The following is a 14242-nucleotide window of genomic DNA, read 5'->3' as shown; positions in this document are numbered from 1 at the left end:
CACGCGGCGGCGCCCGCCCGCACTCGGGGTGCGGACGGGCGCCGTGGGGCGGGGCAGCGGGGAGCCGCCCCGGTGCGTCAGTTCGGGACGCTCGCCACGCCCGGCTCCAGGAACCGCTTGCCGGCGACGCGCTCGGAGACGCCCTCGCGGTCCAGGTACGGCGTGATGCCGCCCAGGTGGAAGGGCCAGCCCGCGCCGGTGATCAGGCACAGGTCGATGTCCTGCGCCTCGGCGACGACGCCCTCGTCGAGCATCAGGCGGATCTCCCCGGCGATCGCGTTCAGCGCGCGCTCGCGGACCTGCTCCTCGGTCAGCACCGTGTCACCGGTCTCGAACAGGGCGGCGACCTCCGGGTCCAGCTCAGGCTTGCCGGAGTCATAGACGTAGAGGTTGCGCTTGCCCGCCTTGACGATGCGGCCCAGGTTCTCCGAGACGCCGAAGCGGTCGGGGAACGCGGCGTTGAGGGTGCCCGCCACATGGTGGGCGACGGCCGGGCCGACCAGCTCCAGCAGGACGATCGGCGACATGGGCAGGCCCAGCGGAGCCAGCGCCCGGTCGGCGACCTCGACGGGGGTGCCCTCGTCGATGGAGCGCAGCACCTCGCCCAGGAAGCGGGTCAGGATGCGGTTGACGACGAACGCCGGGGCGTCCTTGACCAGTACGGCCGTCTTCTTCAGCGACTTGGCGACCGCGAAGGCCGTCGCCAGCGAGGCGTCGTCGGTCTGCTCGGCGCGGACGATCTCCAGCAGCGGCAGCACGGCGACGGGGTTGAAGAAGTGGAAGCCCACGACCCGCTCGGGGTGCTTGAGCTTGCCCGCCATCTCGGTGACCGACAGCGAGGAGGTGTTGGTGGCCAGGATGGCGTGCTCGGGCACGACCGCCTCGACCTCGGCGAACACCTGCTGCTTGACGCCCATCTCCTCGAAGACGGCCTCGATGACGAAGTCGGCGTCGCCGAAGGCGGCGGCCTTGTCCAGCGAGCCGGTGACCAGGGCCTTGAGCCGGTTGGCCTTGTCCTGGTTGACGCGCCCCTTGAGCAGGAGCTTGTCGATCTCCTCGTGGACGTAGGCGACGCCCTTGTCGATCCGCTCCTGGTCGATGTCGGTCAGCACGACCGGCACCTCCAGGCGGCGGGCGAACAGCAGCGCCAGCTGGGAGGCCATCAGACCGGCGCCGACGACGCCGACCTTGGTGACCGGGCGGGCCAGCTTCTTGTCCGGCGCGCCGGCCGGGCGCTTGGCGCGCTTGTTGACCAGGTTGAAGGCGTACAGGCCGCTGCGCAGCTCGTCGCCCATGATCAGGTCGGCCAGGGCGCGGTCCTCGGCGTCGAAGCCCTGCCGCAGGTCGCCGTTCCTGGCCGCCGCGATGATGTCCAGCGCGCGGTAGGCGGCCGGGGCCGCGCCGTGCACCTTGGAGTCGGCGATGGAGCGGCCGCGGGCGACGGCCCGGTCCCAGGCCTCGCCGCGGTCGACGTCCGGGCGCTCGACCTCGAGCTCGCCGCGGAGCACCGAGGCGGTCCAGATCAGCGACTGCTCCAGGAAGTCGGCGCCGTCGAAGATCGCGTCGGCGATGCCGAGCTCGAAGACCTGCTCGCCCTTGAGCTGCTTGTTCTGGTTGAGCGAGTTCTCGATGATCACCGAGACCGCGCGGTCGGCGCCGATCAGGTTCGGCAGCAGGGTGCAGCCGCCCCAGCCGGGGACCAGTCCGAGGAAGACCTCGGGGAGGGAGAAGGCCGGGATGGCCCGCGAGACGGTGCGGTAGGTGCAGTGCAGGCCCACCTCGACGCCGCCGCCCATCGAGGCGCCGTTGTAGTAGGCGAAGGTCGGCACGGCCAGGGAGGACAGCCGCTTGAAGACGTCGTGGCCGCCCTTGCCGATGGCCAGCGCGTCCTCGTGGCGCTTGATGACCTCGACGCCCTTGAGGTCGGCGCCGACGGCGAAGATGAACGGCTTGCCGGTCACGCCGACGCCGGCGATCTCGCCCCTGGCGGCCTCGGCCTCGACCTGGTCGATCGCCTTGTCGAGGTTGACCAGCGACTGCGGGCCGAGCGTGGTGGGCTTGGTGTGGTCCAGGCCGTTGTCCAGGGTGATGAGCGCGAAGCGGCCCGCGCCCTGGGGGAGGTCGAGGTGGCGTACGTGGGCGCTGGTGACGACCTCGTCGGGGAAGAGCTCGGCTGCGCCCTTCAGCAGTTCGGCGGTGTTGTTCACTTGCCCTCCCAGTGGGGGTTCTCCCAGATCACGGTGCCGCCCATGCCGAAGCCGACGCACATGGTGGTCAGGCCGTAGCGGACGTGCGGCTGCTCCTCGAACTGCCGCGCGAGCTGCGTCATCAGACGCACGCCCGAGGAGGCCAGCGGGTGGCCGAACGCGATGGCGCCGCCGTACTGGTTGACGCGCGGGTCGTCGTCGGCGATGCCGTAGTGGTCCAGCAGAGCCAGCACCTGGACGGCGAAGGCCTCGTTGATCTCGAACAGGCCGATGTCGCCGATCGACAGACCGGCCTTGGCCAGCGCCTTCTCGGTGGAGGGGATCGGACCGACGCCCATGACCTCCGGCTCCACACCGGCGAAGGCGTAGGAGACCAGGCGCATCTTGACCGGCAGGCCCAGCTCGCGGGCCACGTCCTCGGCGGCGAGCAGGGAGGCGGTGGCACCGTCGTTGAGCCCGGCGGCGTTGCCCGCGGTGACCCGGCCGTGGGCGCGGAAGGGGGTCTTGAGGTTCGCGAGCTGCTCCAGGGTGGTGCCCGGGCGCATGGGCTCGTCGGCGGTGGCCAGGCCCCAGCCGGTCTCCCCGGCCTCCTCGTTGGTGCGGCGCACGGAGATCGGCACCAGGTCGGCCTGGATCTTGCCGTCGGCGTACGCCTTGGCGGCCTTCTCCTGGCTGCGCACGGCGTACTCGTCGGCGCGCCGCTTGGTGATGTGCGGGTAGCGGTCGTGGAGGTTCTCCGCCGTCATACCCATGAACAGGGCGGACTGGTCGACCAGCTTCTCGGAGACGAAGCGCGGGTTGGGGTCCACGCCCTCGCCCATCGGGTGGCGGCCCATGTGCTCGACACCGCCCGCGACCACGACGTCGTACGCGCCGAAGGCGATCGACCCGGAGGTCGTCGTCACGGCGGTCATGGCGCCGGCGCACATCCGGTCGATGGAGTAGCCCGGCACCGTCGTCGGCAGTCCGGCCAGGATGCCGGCGGTGCGGCCCAGGGTCAGGCCCTGGTCGCCGATCTGGGTCGTCGCGGCGATGGCGACCTCGTCGATGCGCTCCGGGGGCAGGTCCGGGTTGCGGCGCAGCAGCTCACGGATGCACTTGACGACCAGGTCGTCGGCGCGCGTCTCGTGGTAGATGCCCTTCGGGCCCGCCTTGCCGAACGGGGTCCGGACGCCGTCGACGAAGACGACGTCCCTAGCGGTACGAGGCACGTTGGCTCTCCTCCAGGGGTGCGGTGGTACGCCGTACGGCGCGCTTCCCGGAGCTTATGCTACTTGCCGGTAACCCCAAGGTGGACAGCCCCTCTCCCAGGGAGTCGCACGTCACACTCCCGGGTGTCCGGTGGGCCGGTCCGCCGGGTGGTGAAGCACGGGCCCGCCCCGGAGGGGGCGGGCCCGGAGAGGCGGTGCGCGGCCGGCCTCGGACGCCGTACGCGCCCGGGGAACTCAGACGCCGTACATGCCCTGGAAGGCCACGATGCCCAGGATCACTCCGACGACCAGGCCCGCGGCGGAGACCCCGATGGCGGTCTTGGCCAGCCGCTCGCCCTTGGAGTTGGCGATCACACCGCAGACGATCCCCGCGATGCCGAAGAGCGGCGGGCAGAAGAGGAAGGCGACGCAGCCGAGCACGATGCCGACGATGCTGAGCGTGTTGGACGGGTTCGGCGGCTGCGGCTGCGGCGGGTACGGCTGGTTCGGATAGTTCGGATAGGACATTCCTCATCCCCCCTGGGTTGTCAACGGGGATCACCCTATGTGGGACCCGTGTGCGAGCGGAAGCCCGGCCCCCCTCCTTCCGCCGGGCGGGGGAGGGGACCGGGGACCGTCAGACGTCGGAGGGGACGGCCGACAGCGCGGCCGTCAGCAGCGGCGCCGTCTGCTCGACCTGCCACTGACGGGCGCCGAGGGCGCGCAGCGCCCGCTCGACCGCGGCCTCGGACGCCTCGCCCGGGGGCTCCCAGCACAGCCGCCGCACCGTGTCGGGGGCGAGCAGGTTCTCCTGGGGGAGGTTCAGCTCCTCCGCGCGCGCCGTCACCGCCGCCCGCGCCGCGGCGAGCCGGGCCGCGGCGGCCGGGTCCTTGTCGGCCCAGGCGCGCGGGGGCGGCGGTCCGGCCGGGGTCAGGGCGGGCTGCGGCAGCTCCGACTCGGGCAGGGCGCGGGCGCGCTGGACCGCGGCCAGCCACTGCTCGAGCTGCCTGCGCCCCATCCGGTGCCCGTACCCCGGCAGCGCGGCCAGCGCCTGCACGGTGGCGGGCATCGCCAGCGCGGCCTCCACGATGGCCGCGTCGGTGAGCACCTTGCCCGGCGAGACGTCGCGGCGCCGCGCCACCTGGTCGCGGACCGTCCACAGCTCCCGCACGGCCGCCATCTGCCGCCGCCTGCGCACCTTGTGCATGCCCGAGGTGCGGCGCCAGGGGTCCTTGCGGGGGGCGGCCGGCGGGGCCGCCGCTATGGCGGCGAACTCCTGGCGCGCCCACTCCAGCTTGCCCTGGCGCTCCAGCTCCTCCTCCAGGGCGTCGCGCAGGTCGACCAGCAGCTCCACGTCCAGCGCCGCGTACCGCAGCCAGGGTTCGGGCAGCGGACGGGTGGACCAGTCCACGGCGGAGTGGCCCTTCTCCAGGGAGTAGCCCAGCACGTTCTCGACCATCGCGCCCAGGCCGACGCGGGCGAAGCCCGCCAGCCGTCCGGCCAGCTCGGTGTCGAACAGCCGCGTGGGGCGCATGCCCGTCTCGCGCAGGCAGGGCAGGTCCTGGGTGGCGGCGTGCAGCACCCACTCGGCGTCCCCGATCGCCTCGCCGAGGGCGGTCAGGTCCGGGCAGCCGACCGGGTCGACCAGTGCGGTCCCCGCGCCCGCGCGGCGCAGCTGGACGAGGTAGGCGCTCTGGCCGTAGCGGTATCCGGACGCCCGCTCGGCGTCGACGGCCACGGGGCCGCGGCCCGCGGCGAACGCCTCCACGACCCCGGCGAGCGCCTCGGGGGTGGCGGTCACGGGCGGGATGCCCCCGCGCGGTTCCAGCAAGGGGACCGGCGCCGGACCTTCCTCCCGTGCGGGAGGCCGAGCTGCGTTGCTTATGGAGGTCTCTTGGGCGTCGGTCACGCGACAAGGGTATCCATGCGCACGCGGTGCGCGTCGTCCGTCTACGGAACGTCACGTCGGCGGACGACGCGCGCCCGCCCGCCCGGCCGGGAGCCGGCCGGGCGGGCGGGTGGGGTCGGAGCGGGAAGGGGATCGCGGTGTGTGGGGGGAGTGGGGGCGGGGGAGCGCCGCGGGCAGCCGGGGCCGGCGGGCGGTCAGTGGATGATGCCGGTGCGCAGGGCGACCGCGACCATGCCCGCGCGGTCGCCGGTGCCCAGCTTGCGGGCGATCCGGGCGAGATGGCTCTTGACGGTCAGGGCGGACAGGCCCATGGACACGCCGATCGCCTTGTTGGACTGGCCCTCCGCCACCAGCCGCAGCACCTCGATCTCCCGGCCGGAGAGCTCGCGGTAGCCACCGGACTGGCCGGGGGCGCCCGGCGGGCGGCGGTGCATACGGGCGGCGGCGGCGCCGATGGGTGCGGTGCCGGGGCGCCCGGGGTGGCCGGGGGTGCCGCGGGTGCCGGTGACGACGTAGCCCTTGACGCCGCCCGCGAGGGCGTTGCGCACGGCGCCGATGTCGTCGGCGGCGGAGAGGGCGAGGCCGTTGGGCCAGCCCGCCGCCCGGGTCTCGGACAGCAGGGTCAGGCCGGAGCCGTCGGGCAGGTGGACCTCGGCTACGCAGATGTCGCGCGGGTTGGCGACACGGGGGCGGGCCTCCGCGATCGAAGACGCCTCGATCACGTCCCGGACACCGAGCGCCCACAGGTGGCGGGTGACGGTGGAACGGACCCGGGGGTCGGCGACGACGACCATGGCCGTCGGCTTGTTCGGGCGGTAGGCGACCAGGCTTGTGGGGTGCTCAAGAAGAACGGACACCGGGCCTCCTGGGGAGTGGAGAGCGGACGGAAGCCGACTATGGGGGAAGTCGGGATGGGATGAGCCCCGTGAGGGGTCACAGAATCCTTCGGCACTCCGCCGGTCCGTCTTTAGGGAATGATCACGAATGAGTGAGTGGAAAATTCCGGCAAATCGGACAGGGGCTCGATCCGGGGAACCATCAGAGTGGCTGCGGGCCGCGGCGCTGCGGCAGTGGTACGACGGCCGCCCCCTCGCCCTCCTCCGGCGGCAGCCCCGCGCACTGGCACAGCAGGTCGCACCAGGCCGCCAGATGTCCGGCCGCCGCCTCCCCCAGCCCGTCCCGCGGAGTCCACGAGGCGCGGATCTCCAGCTCCGAGCGCACCGCCCGCCCCGCCAGCTCCCCGAAGGAGTGGGAGTCCGCCCGCGTCACCGTGCCGCCCTCCGCGGCGTACCCCGCCGACCGCGCGTCGAGCGCGCCCGTCAGCCACGACCAGGTGACCTCCGGCAGCAGCGGGTCCGCCGCCATCTCCGGTTCCAGCTGGGCGCGGGCCAGGGTCACCACCCGGAACGAGCCCCGCCACGCGTCCTGCCCCGCGGGATCGTGCAGCAGCACGAACCGCCCGTCGGCCAGCTCCTCGCCCTCGGCCTCGACCGACGCCTCCACCGCGTGCGCGAACGGCGCCAGCCTGCGCGGCGGCGGCAGCGGGCCCAGCCGGACCTCCGGGCGCGGCCGCACCCCCGCCAGTGCCGCCACGGCCTGCCGGAAGGGCCGCGGCGCCTCCTCACCGCCGGGACCCGCCGTACCGTCCGCCTGGTGTGCTCGCGCCGCTGCCATGGGCGGCAGCGTAGGCGGAACGGGTGCTCCGGACGGGTAGGGACACGTGCGAGACTTCTGGTTGTGACCGCCGACGACCGAACCGCAGCCCAGCCCCCCTCCGCCGCGGGATCCGCCGCCCCCGCGGCCGCCGACCCCGCAGTCGCCGACTCCGCCTTCCTGCGGGCGTGCCGCCGCGAGCCCGTGCCGCACACCCCGGTGTGGTTCATGCGGCAGGCCGGACGCTCCCTGCCGGAGTACCGGAAGGTGCGCGAGGGCATCGGGATGCTCGACTCCTGCATGCGCCCCGACCTCGTCACCGAGATCACCCTCCAGCCCGTCCGCCGCCACGGGGTGGACGCGGCCATCTACTTCAGCGACATCGTCGTACCCCTCAAGGCCATCGGCGTCGACCTCGACATCAGGCCGGGGGTGGGCCCCGTCGTCGAGCGGCCCTTCCGCTCCCGCGCCGACCTGGAGCGGCTGCGCCCGCTGGAGCCGGACGACGTGGCGTACGTGACCGAGGCCGTCGGGATGCTCACCGCCGAGCTGGGGGCCACCCCCCTCATCGGCTTCGCCGGCGCCCCCTTCACCCTCGCCAGCTACCTCGTGGAGGGCGGGCCGTCCCGCAACCACGAGCACACCAAGGCGATGATGTACGGAGCCCCGGAGCTGTGGGCCGACCTGCTGGACCGGCTCGCGGACATCACCGCCGCCTTCCTCAAGGTGCAGATCGAGGCGGGCGCGAGCGCCGTACAGCTCTTCGACTCCTGGGCCGGCGCCCTGGCCCCCGCCGACTACCGCGCCTCGGTGCTGCCGGCCTCCGCCAAGGTCTTCGACGCCGTCGCCCACCACGGCGTCCCCCGCATCCACTTCGGCGTCGGCACCGGCGAGCTGCTGGGCGCGATGTCCGAGGCGGGACCGGACGTCGTCGGCGCGGACTGGCGGGTGCCGCTGGACGAGGCGGCCCGCCGGATCGGCCCGGACAAGGCCGTCCAGGGCAACCTCGACCCGGCGGTGCTCTTCGCGCCGCGCGAGGCCGTCGAGACCCAGGCCAGGCGGGTGCTGGACGCCGCCCGCGGCCTGCCGGGGCACATCTTCAACCTCGGACACGGCGTGCTGCCCGACACCGACCCCGACGCGCTCACCCGCCTGGTGGAGTACGTGCACGAGCAGACCGCGCGCTGAGACCGCCGGGACGGAGCGGGAGCGGGGCCCCGGCGGGCCGGCCCTCGGGCAGGGGGCCGGCCCGCCGGGGTTCCCCTCACCCCTTCTCCGAAGCCCCCGGGACCTCCGGGTTCTCCGGACCCGCCGGGGTCCCCCGGTCCTCCGCGGGACCCTCCGCACGGCCGCCGTCCTCCCGCGCCGCGCCAGGTGCGGCGCCCGGCGCCGCGCCCGGTGCGCCCGGCGCCGTCACGGGCCCCGGAACCGCCACCGGGGGCGGCACGGCCGGCCCGGTGCGCCGCGGCAGCGCCCCCTCCGGCCGCCGCGGCAGCCAGGGACGTACCAGCCGCCACAGCAGCGCCGCCAGCAGCGCCGCCGCAGCGAAGGGCAGCAGCACGCCCAGGACGACCGTGATCCAGCGGACCGTCGAGACGAAGGCCTGCCAGCCGCCCGCCAGGGCGTCCAGGAAGGACGGCGCGCCGTCGTCCTCCCCCTCGGCCGGCTCCGCGTCCGGCTCGCGCAGCACCAGCGTGATCGTGGCCATCCCGGTGCGGCTCTCCAGGGACTTCAGACGCGCCTGGAGTGCCTCGAGATCCGCCTGCCGACTGCTCAGCTCGGCCTCCAGGGTCACCACGTCGGACAGCGCCTCGGCCTCGTCCATCAGCTTGCGCACCCGCTCCACGCTGGCCTTCTGCGTCTTGATCCGGCTCTCGACGTCCACCACCTGGTCGGTGACGTCCTTGGCCGAGACCTTCCGCTCGACCTGCTCGCCGAGCCCGGCCAGCTCGTCCAGCACCCCCTGGTACTCCTCGGGCGGCACCCGCAGCGTCATACGGGAGCGGTCGTGCCCCTCGGAGTCGCTGTCGGTGTCCTCACCGGCCACGTAGCCGCCCGCGGTCTCCACCACCGCGCGGGCCCGGGCCAGCTTCTCCGGCACGTCCTCGGCCGTGACGGTGAGCGACGCCGTACGGATGACATGGGTCGCGGCGAGGTCGGGCGCGTCGTCGGCGGCCCTCCGGTCACCGGCCTCCTCGCGGTCCGCCTGCGAGGCGCCCTGCTCATGGGCCCCTACCTCCTGCTCCGCCCCCTGTCCCGCCTCCTGGCGGGCCGCCTCGGGCGCCGCGACACCCCGGTCCGCCTTGGCGCCGGCACCACCGTCGCCGTCCCCCGCCACGCCGCAGCCGGCGACCGCCAGCGCCGCGGCCAGCAGCACCGCGGCCGACGCCCCGCGCCGCGCCGGCGTGCCGCCGCCGGCCGTGGACGTGAACCTGCGTGTGAACATCAATGCCCCCCAACACATCGGTGGATGTCGGGAGTTGGACGGCCTGCCGTACGGGCCGGTTGCCGTTCCCCGGTAGCGAAGCGGTCACGGTCGGGACTCGGGAAGGCCACCGCACGGCCGGAGCCCTCCCGGCCGGGGCGGCGCGCGGGAGCCGGCGGCGGTCTGCGAGAGTGGAGCCATGCACGTCATCGTCATCGGCGGCGGCATCTCCGGGCTCGCCGCCGCCCACCGCCTGCTGGAGGGCGGCGCGCGCGTGACCGTCCTGGAGTCCTCCCCCCGCCTCGGCGGCAAGCTGTACGCCGGACGGATCGCGGACGCCGCCGTCGACCTGGGCGCCGAGTCGATGCTCGCCCGCCGCCCCGAGGGCCTCGACCTCGCCCGCGCCGCCGGTCTCGGCGACGCCCTCCAGCCGCCCGCCACGGGCACCGCGGCGGTCTGGACCCGCGATGAGGTGCGCCCGATGCCCACCGGCCACGTCATGGGCGTACCCGCCGACCCGGCCGTCCTGGCCGGGGTCGTCTCGCCCGACGGCCTGGCCCGCGCCGCCGAGGACGCCGAGCTGCCGCGCACCGAGGTCGGGGAGGACGTGGCCGTCGGCGAGTACGTGGCCGCCCGCCTCGGCCGCGAGGTCGTGGACCGGCTCGTGGAACCGCTGCTGGGCGGGGTGTACGCCGGGGACGCCTACCGGATCTCGATGCGCGCCTCCGTGCCCGTCCTGTTCGAGGCGGCCCGGCGGGAACGCTCGCTGCTGGCCGCCGTACGCGGCGTCCAGGAGCGCGCCGCGGCGGGCCGGCAGGACGGGCCCGTCTTCATGGGCATCGAGGGCGGCATGGGACGGCTGCCCGGCGCCGTCGCCGACACCTGCCGCGCCGCGGGCGCGGACATCCGCACCGGCGCCCCCGTGAGCGAACTGCGCCGCACCGGGAGCGGCTGGACGGCGGTCGCCGCGGGCCGCCGGCTGGGGGCGGACGCGGTGCTCCTGGCCGTACCCGCCCCCGCCGCCGCACGGCTGCTGGCCGACCTCTCCCCGGCCGCCGCGGCCGAGCTGGAGCGGATCGAGTACGCCTCCATGGCCCTGGTCACCATGGCCTTCCGCCGCCGCGACCTGGCCCGGGTGCCCGAGGGCCGGGGCTTCCTCGTCCCCGCCACCGACGGCCGGGCGATCAAGGCATCCACCTTCTCCACCAACAAGTGGCGCTGGAACGCCGCCCAGGACCCCGGCCTGTTCGTCCTGCGCACCTCCTTGGGCCGCTACGGCGAGGAGGAGGTCCTCGGCCGCGACGACGCCGACCTGGTGGAACTGTCCCTGGGAGACCTGCGGACCGCGATCGGGCTCACCGCCCGCCCCGTCGCCTCCACCGTCACCCGCTGGAACGGCGGACTGCCGCAGTACCCCGTCGGCCACCTCGACCGCGTCGCCCGCGTGCGCCGCGACCTCGCCGCCCTGCCCGGTCTGGCGGTGTGCGGCGCGGCGTACGACGGGGTGGGCATCCCGGCGTGCATCGCGAGCGCCCGTACCGCCGCCGAGTCGGTGCTCCACTCCGGATCGAGGGCCCGGCCACCGGCCGCCCCGGACGCCGCGCGAGAATGAGGCCATGACTGCTGAACCCCGCAAGACGCCCAACGCGGGCAAGAGGGCCAAGGACCTCAACGAGGTCATCCGCTACACCCTGTGGTCCGTCTTCCGCCTGCGCGAGGCGCTCCCCGAGGACCGCGCCGGCCACGCCGAGGAGGTCCGGGAGCTGTTCGACCGGCTCGCGGCCAAGGACGTCACCGTGCGCGGCACCTACGACGTCTCCGGGCTGCGCGCGGACGCCGACGTGATGATCTGGTGGCACGCGGAGACCGCCGACGCGCTCCAGGAGGCGTACAACCTCTTCCGGCGCACGAAGCTGGGCCGCGCGATGGAGCCGGTGTGGTCCAACATGGCGCTGCACCGGCCCGCCGAGTTCAACCGCTCGCACGTCCCGGCCTTCCTCGCCGACGAGGAGCCGCGCGCGTACGTGTGCGTCTACCCGTTCGTGCGCTCCTACGACTGGTACGTCCTGCCGGACGAGGAGCGCCGCGAGATGCTGGCCGAGCACGGGAAGATGGCGCGCGGCTACCCGGACGTGCGCGCCAACACCGTCGCCTCCTTCGCGCTGGGCGACTACGAGTGGCTGCTGGCCTTCGAGGCCGACGAACTGCACCGCATCGTCGACCTGATGCGCCACCTGCGCGCCTCCCGCGCCCGCCTCCACGTCCGCGAGGAGATCCCCTTCTACACCGGCCGCCGCAAGGACCTGGCGGAGCTGGTGGCGGGGCTGGCGTAGCGCCCGCGCCACGAGCGGGGTGCTCGGTGCGTCCCGGCCGGGCCGGGACGCCGCCGTCAGCTCACCGTGATGTTGGAGCTTCCGCTGCTCTGGTAGCCCTCGGTCGCCATGATCATGTAGTAGTTGAAGCTGCCCATCCGCAGCCCGGCGCGGGACCAGGCGTCGAAGTGGTTGCCGGTGGTGATGGTGCCGCCGGTCTTCTTCTGCTGGCGGACGCTCCAGTACTGGTCGAAGGTCCTGGTGCCCTCGACGGAGGGCTGGTTGTACCGGGTCGTCTTGTAGATGTCGTACGTGCCGCCGTCGCTGCTGACGGTGCCCCGGTACTCCCCCGTGGGCCGGTAGGTGCCCCAGTTGTCGACGATGTAGTACTCCACCAGCGGGTTCGACGTCCAGCCGTACAGGCACAGGTATCCGTTGCCCGACGGGTTGAAGCTGCCCGAGTAGCGCACGGTCCGGCGGCTGCCGTTGGCCCAGCCCTTGCCGCAGACGAAGTTGCCGGTGTTGCGCCACGAGGTGCTGTAGTTGCCGCCGGAGCCCATGGTCATGGAGACCGTTCCCGGGGCGTCGGTCCAGAACGAGTAGTAGAAGCCGTTGTGGTTGCCCGTCTGGTTCGAGGTGACGGTCTGGGCGTGGGCGATGCCGGTGGTCGGCAGCATCAGCCCGGAGGTGGCCACCGCCAGGGCGCCGGCGCGGCCGATGAAGCCGCGGCGGCTCATCGGCTGGGGGGTGGGGGCGTCGATCCTGTCCATGCTTCGCTTCCTCCTCGCGAAGGCCGGCCTGGGGCCGGGCAGCGCGACACGACCCGGCGTACCGCCGGCGGCCGTGGGGCGGCCACCGTGCGCCTGTGTCGTGTCGACGACGGTGGGGGGACGGCCGGCCGCCGTGGGGGTGGCGACCGGAAGGTCCGGGACACGGCGGGTGACCCGGCTCGACAGCGGTGGGGCCTGTCGATGCCGATAGGTTGGTCCGACGCCCTTGGGTTGTCAACAGTTCCCGGAAAATTTACGGGAGTTGACTATCCACCGAGTCCTCGCAGGGGGAGAGTCATGCCTGGTCAATCGGGCTTGCTGGCGTCTCGCCTCCGGGTCCGCTCGACGAATCCCTGAGGCGTAGAGGCAACAGGAAGGCCATCGCCTTAAAAAGTTCCGGAAATCTTCCGGGGTGCTGATCATGGCGCGACGAGCCTGCGTCCAGCCGGTGCCGGGGAGCAGGGCGCGCCACCGCGCGGACCTGTCTGCCCTGCCCACTCCAGCGACAGCGGCGTCCGTCACCAGTTCCCGTAGTCCTCGATCATGCGGATGACGAGCCGGTGCGGGAGCTCGGCTCTGCGCCGGTCCTCCCACTGGTTGCGCAGGACCCGCTCGGCCGTACGCAGCCGGTGCCAGGCGCCCGGCTCCTTGTCCGTCACCTCGTCGACCAGGGGCCGGGTGAACAGGGCCGGGCACTCGGCCGGCCGCCGCCGGGTGTCCGGGGAGGGCGGGGACTGATCGGGGGCCGTGTACCCGCTGGTGAGGTAGCGCGCCGGTCGGCCGGAGTCCATCCCACGACGGCGCCGTCCTGAACGAGCAGCGCCAGTCCGGGGGCGATGCCGATGCGCGCCTCCAGGGACGCGTCCGGGACCGCAAGGTCCCGCAGGCAGACCAGCTCGGCTGCCTCGGTGTCGCAGTGCAGCACCGCGCGATTCACGGCGAGGACGCTGATGCCCGATACGGTCGAAAGCGGGAGATTCGGGCTCGCTCGGCGGTGAAAGAGGTTTTTTCCCCGTTTCCAAAGACCTCCACGTCGATCGCTCCCTCTGGACTCCGCGACAACGTGATGAGGCACTCCAGGCTCCTTGCCCACCCGTCGATTTTTACGTTTCGCACGCGGGTGAATTCGAGTGAGACCTCGAATGCGTTGAAATCTTGCTCCCTCCATTTCTTTGGGGCTTCCTCGGGTGGCACTCTGAAGTCGAACCCCATCGCTGCGACAGCCCCTTCATGTCGATCATCGATATGGAGATAGGAGAGGGCTGTTCCGTCCAGCTCAGGGATGTTTTCGATAATTTCTCCAGGTGCATCAGAATCCTCAAGGATTCTCCGCCATTCTCTGTCATCCATAGAAGGTCCTCTCGTCGATCCACGGTAGTTCACCGTTGAACCTCTTGCGGTCCAATGGGCTGGCGAAGAATTGCCTACCCTGCCCCTCGGAAGAGCGATAAGCGCTCACATGTCTGACCGTAACGGAGTCGCTGCAAGTGAATCCGCATCGTACCGTTGGTCCTTCCAAGTGAACCTTCAGCCGTCGCTTATCCATGATGGGGGCCACCGCAGTCTCTGCCTCCCCCGACCCGAGCCAGTACTCCAACCGGAATTCCCTCGTATCCAGGAAAGCGACATGGCACTGAAGTCGATCGCATTCGGCCTTGGCCCAATCCGGATCCGGAGAAGTGGGCGGCTTTGCCATGTCCAGGCGGAATACGGCTGTAGGGCCTCGTCGGTTGAGGTTGATCGAACGGATGACCACGGGGTCCGAGGGGAATCCGT

13 protein-coding genes are annotated in these 14242 nt (G+C 73.0%); 3 read left to right on the top strand and 10 right to left on the bottom strand.

Features of this window, described 5'->3' with window-relative positions; genetic code table 11:
• Nucleotides 1-77: 77 nt before the first annotated feature.
• From QPK52_RS05490 to QPK52_RS05465, 6 genes are all read right to left on the bottom strand, one after another.
• Entirely contained in the window at nt 78-2207 is a 2130-nt protein-coding gene (locus QPK52_RS05490) for a 3-hydroxyacyl-CoA dehydrogenase NAD-binding domain-containing protein (RefSeq protein ID WP_410535896.1), read from the bottom strand.
• Complete coding sequence (locus QPK52_RS05485; RefSeq protein WP_410535895.1) at nt 2204-3418, bottom strand: thiolase family protein; 1215 nt, start codon at nt 3416-3418, stop codon at nt 2204-2206. Before QPK52_RS05485 ends, QPK52_RS05490 begins: the two co-directional genes overlap by 4 nt.
• A 234-nt stretch (nt 3419-3652) precedes the next feature.
• Nucleotides 3653-3925 (bottom strand): hypothetical protein, encoded by a 273-nt coding sequence (locus tag QPK52_RS05480; protein ID WP_410535894.1) that lies wholly within the window; start codon nt 3923-3925, stop codon nt 3653-3655.
• Nucleotides 3926-4034: 109 nt separating this feature from the next.
• Entirely contained in the window at nt 4035-5306 is a 1272-nt protein-coding gene (locus QPK52_RS05475; protein ID WP_410535893.1) for an HRDC domain-containing protein, read from the bottom strand.
• 194 nt (nt 5307-5500) lie between these two features.
• Complete coding sequence (locus tag QPK52_RS05470) at nt 5501-6163, bottom strand: helix-turn-helix transcriptional regulator (protein WP_093660214.1); 663 nt, start codon at nt 6161-6163, stop codon at nt 5501-5503.
• A 181-nt stretch (nt 6164-6344) separates the two neighbouring features.
• Complete coding sequence (locus QPK52_RS05465) at nt 6345-6980, bottom strand: DUF3000 domain-containing protein (RefSeq protein WP_410535892.1); 636 nt, start codon at nt 6978-6980, stop codon at nt 6345-6347.
• A gap of 159 nt (nt 6981-7139) precedes the next feature.
• Here QPK52_RS05465 and hemE point away from each other — a divergent pair, with 159 nt between their 5' ends.
• Nucleotides 7140-8147, top strand: coding sequence for a uroporphyrinogen decarboxylase (hemE, locus tag QPK52_RS05460; RefSeq protein WP_245770143.1), 1008 nt, complete (start codon nt 7140-7142; stop codon nt 8145-8147).
• A gap of 76 nt (nt 8148-8223) precedes the next feature.
• Here hemE and QPK52_RS05455 read toward each other — a convergent pair whose 3' ends face one another.
• Entirely contained in the window at nt 8224-9405 is a 1182-nt protein-coding gene (locus QPK52_RS05455; protein WP_410535891.1) for a DUF4349 domain-containing protein, read from the bottom strand.
• A gap of 178 nt (nt 9406-9583) precedes the next feature.
• On the opposite strand from QPK52_RS05455, the gene hemG reads away from it, so the two are divergent.
• Nucleotides 9584-10996, top strand: a complete 1413-nt coding sequence (hemG, locus tag QPK52_RS05450; protein ID WP_410535890.1) for a protoporphyrinogen oxidase — start codon at nt 9584-9586, stop codon at nt 10994-10996.
• Between the two features lie 4 nt (nt 10997-11000).
• Nucleotides 11001-11717 (top strand): hydrogen peroxide-dependent heme synthase, encoded by a 717-nt coding sequence (gene hemQ, locus QPK52_RS05445; RefSeq protein WP_410535889.1) that lies wholly within the window; start codon nt 11001-11003, stop codon nt 11715-11717.
• Nucleotides 11718-11773: 56 nt separating this feature from the next.
• Here the strand turns inward: hemQ and QPK52_RS05440 are convergent, their stop codons facing one another.
• The 3 genes from QPK52_RS05440 to QPK52_RS05430 all read right to left on the bottom strand — a co-directional run bounded on the left by QPK52_RS05440 (nt 11774) and on the right by QPK52_RS05430 (nt 13816).
• Entirely contained in the window at nt 11774-12466 is a 693-nt protein-coding gene (locus QPK52_RS05440) for a glycoside hydrolase family 11 protein (RefSeq protein ID WP_410535888.1), read from the bottom strand.
• 518 nt (nt 12467-12984) lie between these two features.
• Nucleotides 12985-13257 carry a hypothetical protein gene (locus QPK52_RS05435; RefSeq protein ID WP_410535887.1) on the bottom strand — a complete coding sequence of 91 codons (273 nt, stop codon included), beginning with the start codon at nt 13255-13257 and terminating at the stop codon, nt 12985-12987.
• 142 nt (nt 13258-13399) lie between these two features.
• A complete protein-coding gene (locus QPK52_RS05430) occupies nt 13400-13816 on the bottom strand; it encodes an Imm50 family immunity protein (RefSeq protein ID WP_410535886.1) in 417 nt (138 codons plus the stop codon).
• Between the last annotated feature and the right edge of the window lie 426 nt (nt 13817-14242).

It is taken from the genome of Streptomyces sp. KL2 (assembly GCF_046529545.1).
Lineage (GTDB): Bacteria > Actinomycetota > Actinomycetes > Streptomycetales > Streptomycetaceae > Streptomyces > Streptomyces radiopugnans.
This window is presented reverse-complemented; position numbering and strand designations above follow the sequence as displayed.

Coding starts and splice junctions, on each gene's coding strand:
- QPK52_RS05480 (WP_410535894.1), bottom strand. CDS start 3,925: ATGTCCTATCCGAACTATCCGAACCAGCCGTACCCGCCGCAGCCGCAG.
- QPK52_RS05465 (WP_410535892.1), bottom strand. CDS start 6,980: ATGGCAGCGGCGCGAGCACACCAGGCGGACGGTACGGCGGGTCCCGGC.
- QPK52_RS05455 (WP_410535891.1), bottom strand. CDS start 9,405: ATGTTCACACGCAGGTTCACGTCCACGGCCGGCGGCGGCACGCCGGCG.
- hemG (WP_410535890.1), top strand. CDS start 9,584: ATGCACGTCATCGTCATCGGCGGCGGCATCTCCGGGCTCGCCGCCGCC.
- hemQ (WP_410535889.1), top strand. CDS start 11,001: ATGACTGCTGAACCCCGCAAGACGCCCAACGCGGGCAAGAGGGCCAAG.
- QPK52_RS05440 (WP_410535888.1), bottom strand. CDS start 12,466: ATGGACAGGATCGACGCCCCCACCCCCCAGCCGATGAGCCGCCGCGGC.
- QPK52_RS05435 (WP_410535887.1), bottom strand. CDS start 13,257: ATGGACTCCGGCCGACCGGCGCGCTACCTCACCAGCGGGTACACGGCC.
- QPK52_RS05430 (WP_410535886.1), bottom strand. CDS start 13,816: ATGGATGACAGAGAATGGCGGAGAATCCTTGAGGATTCTGATGCACCT.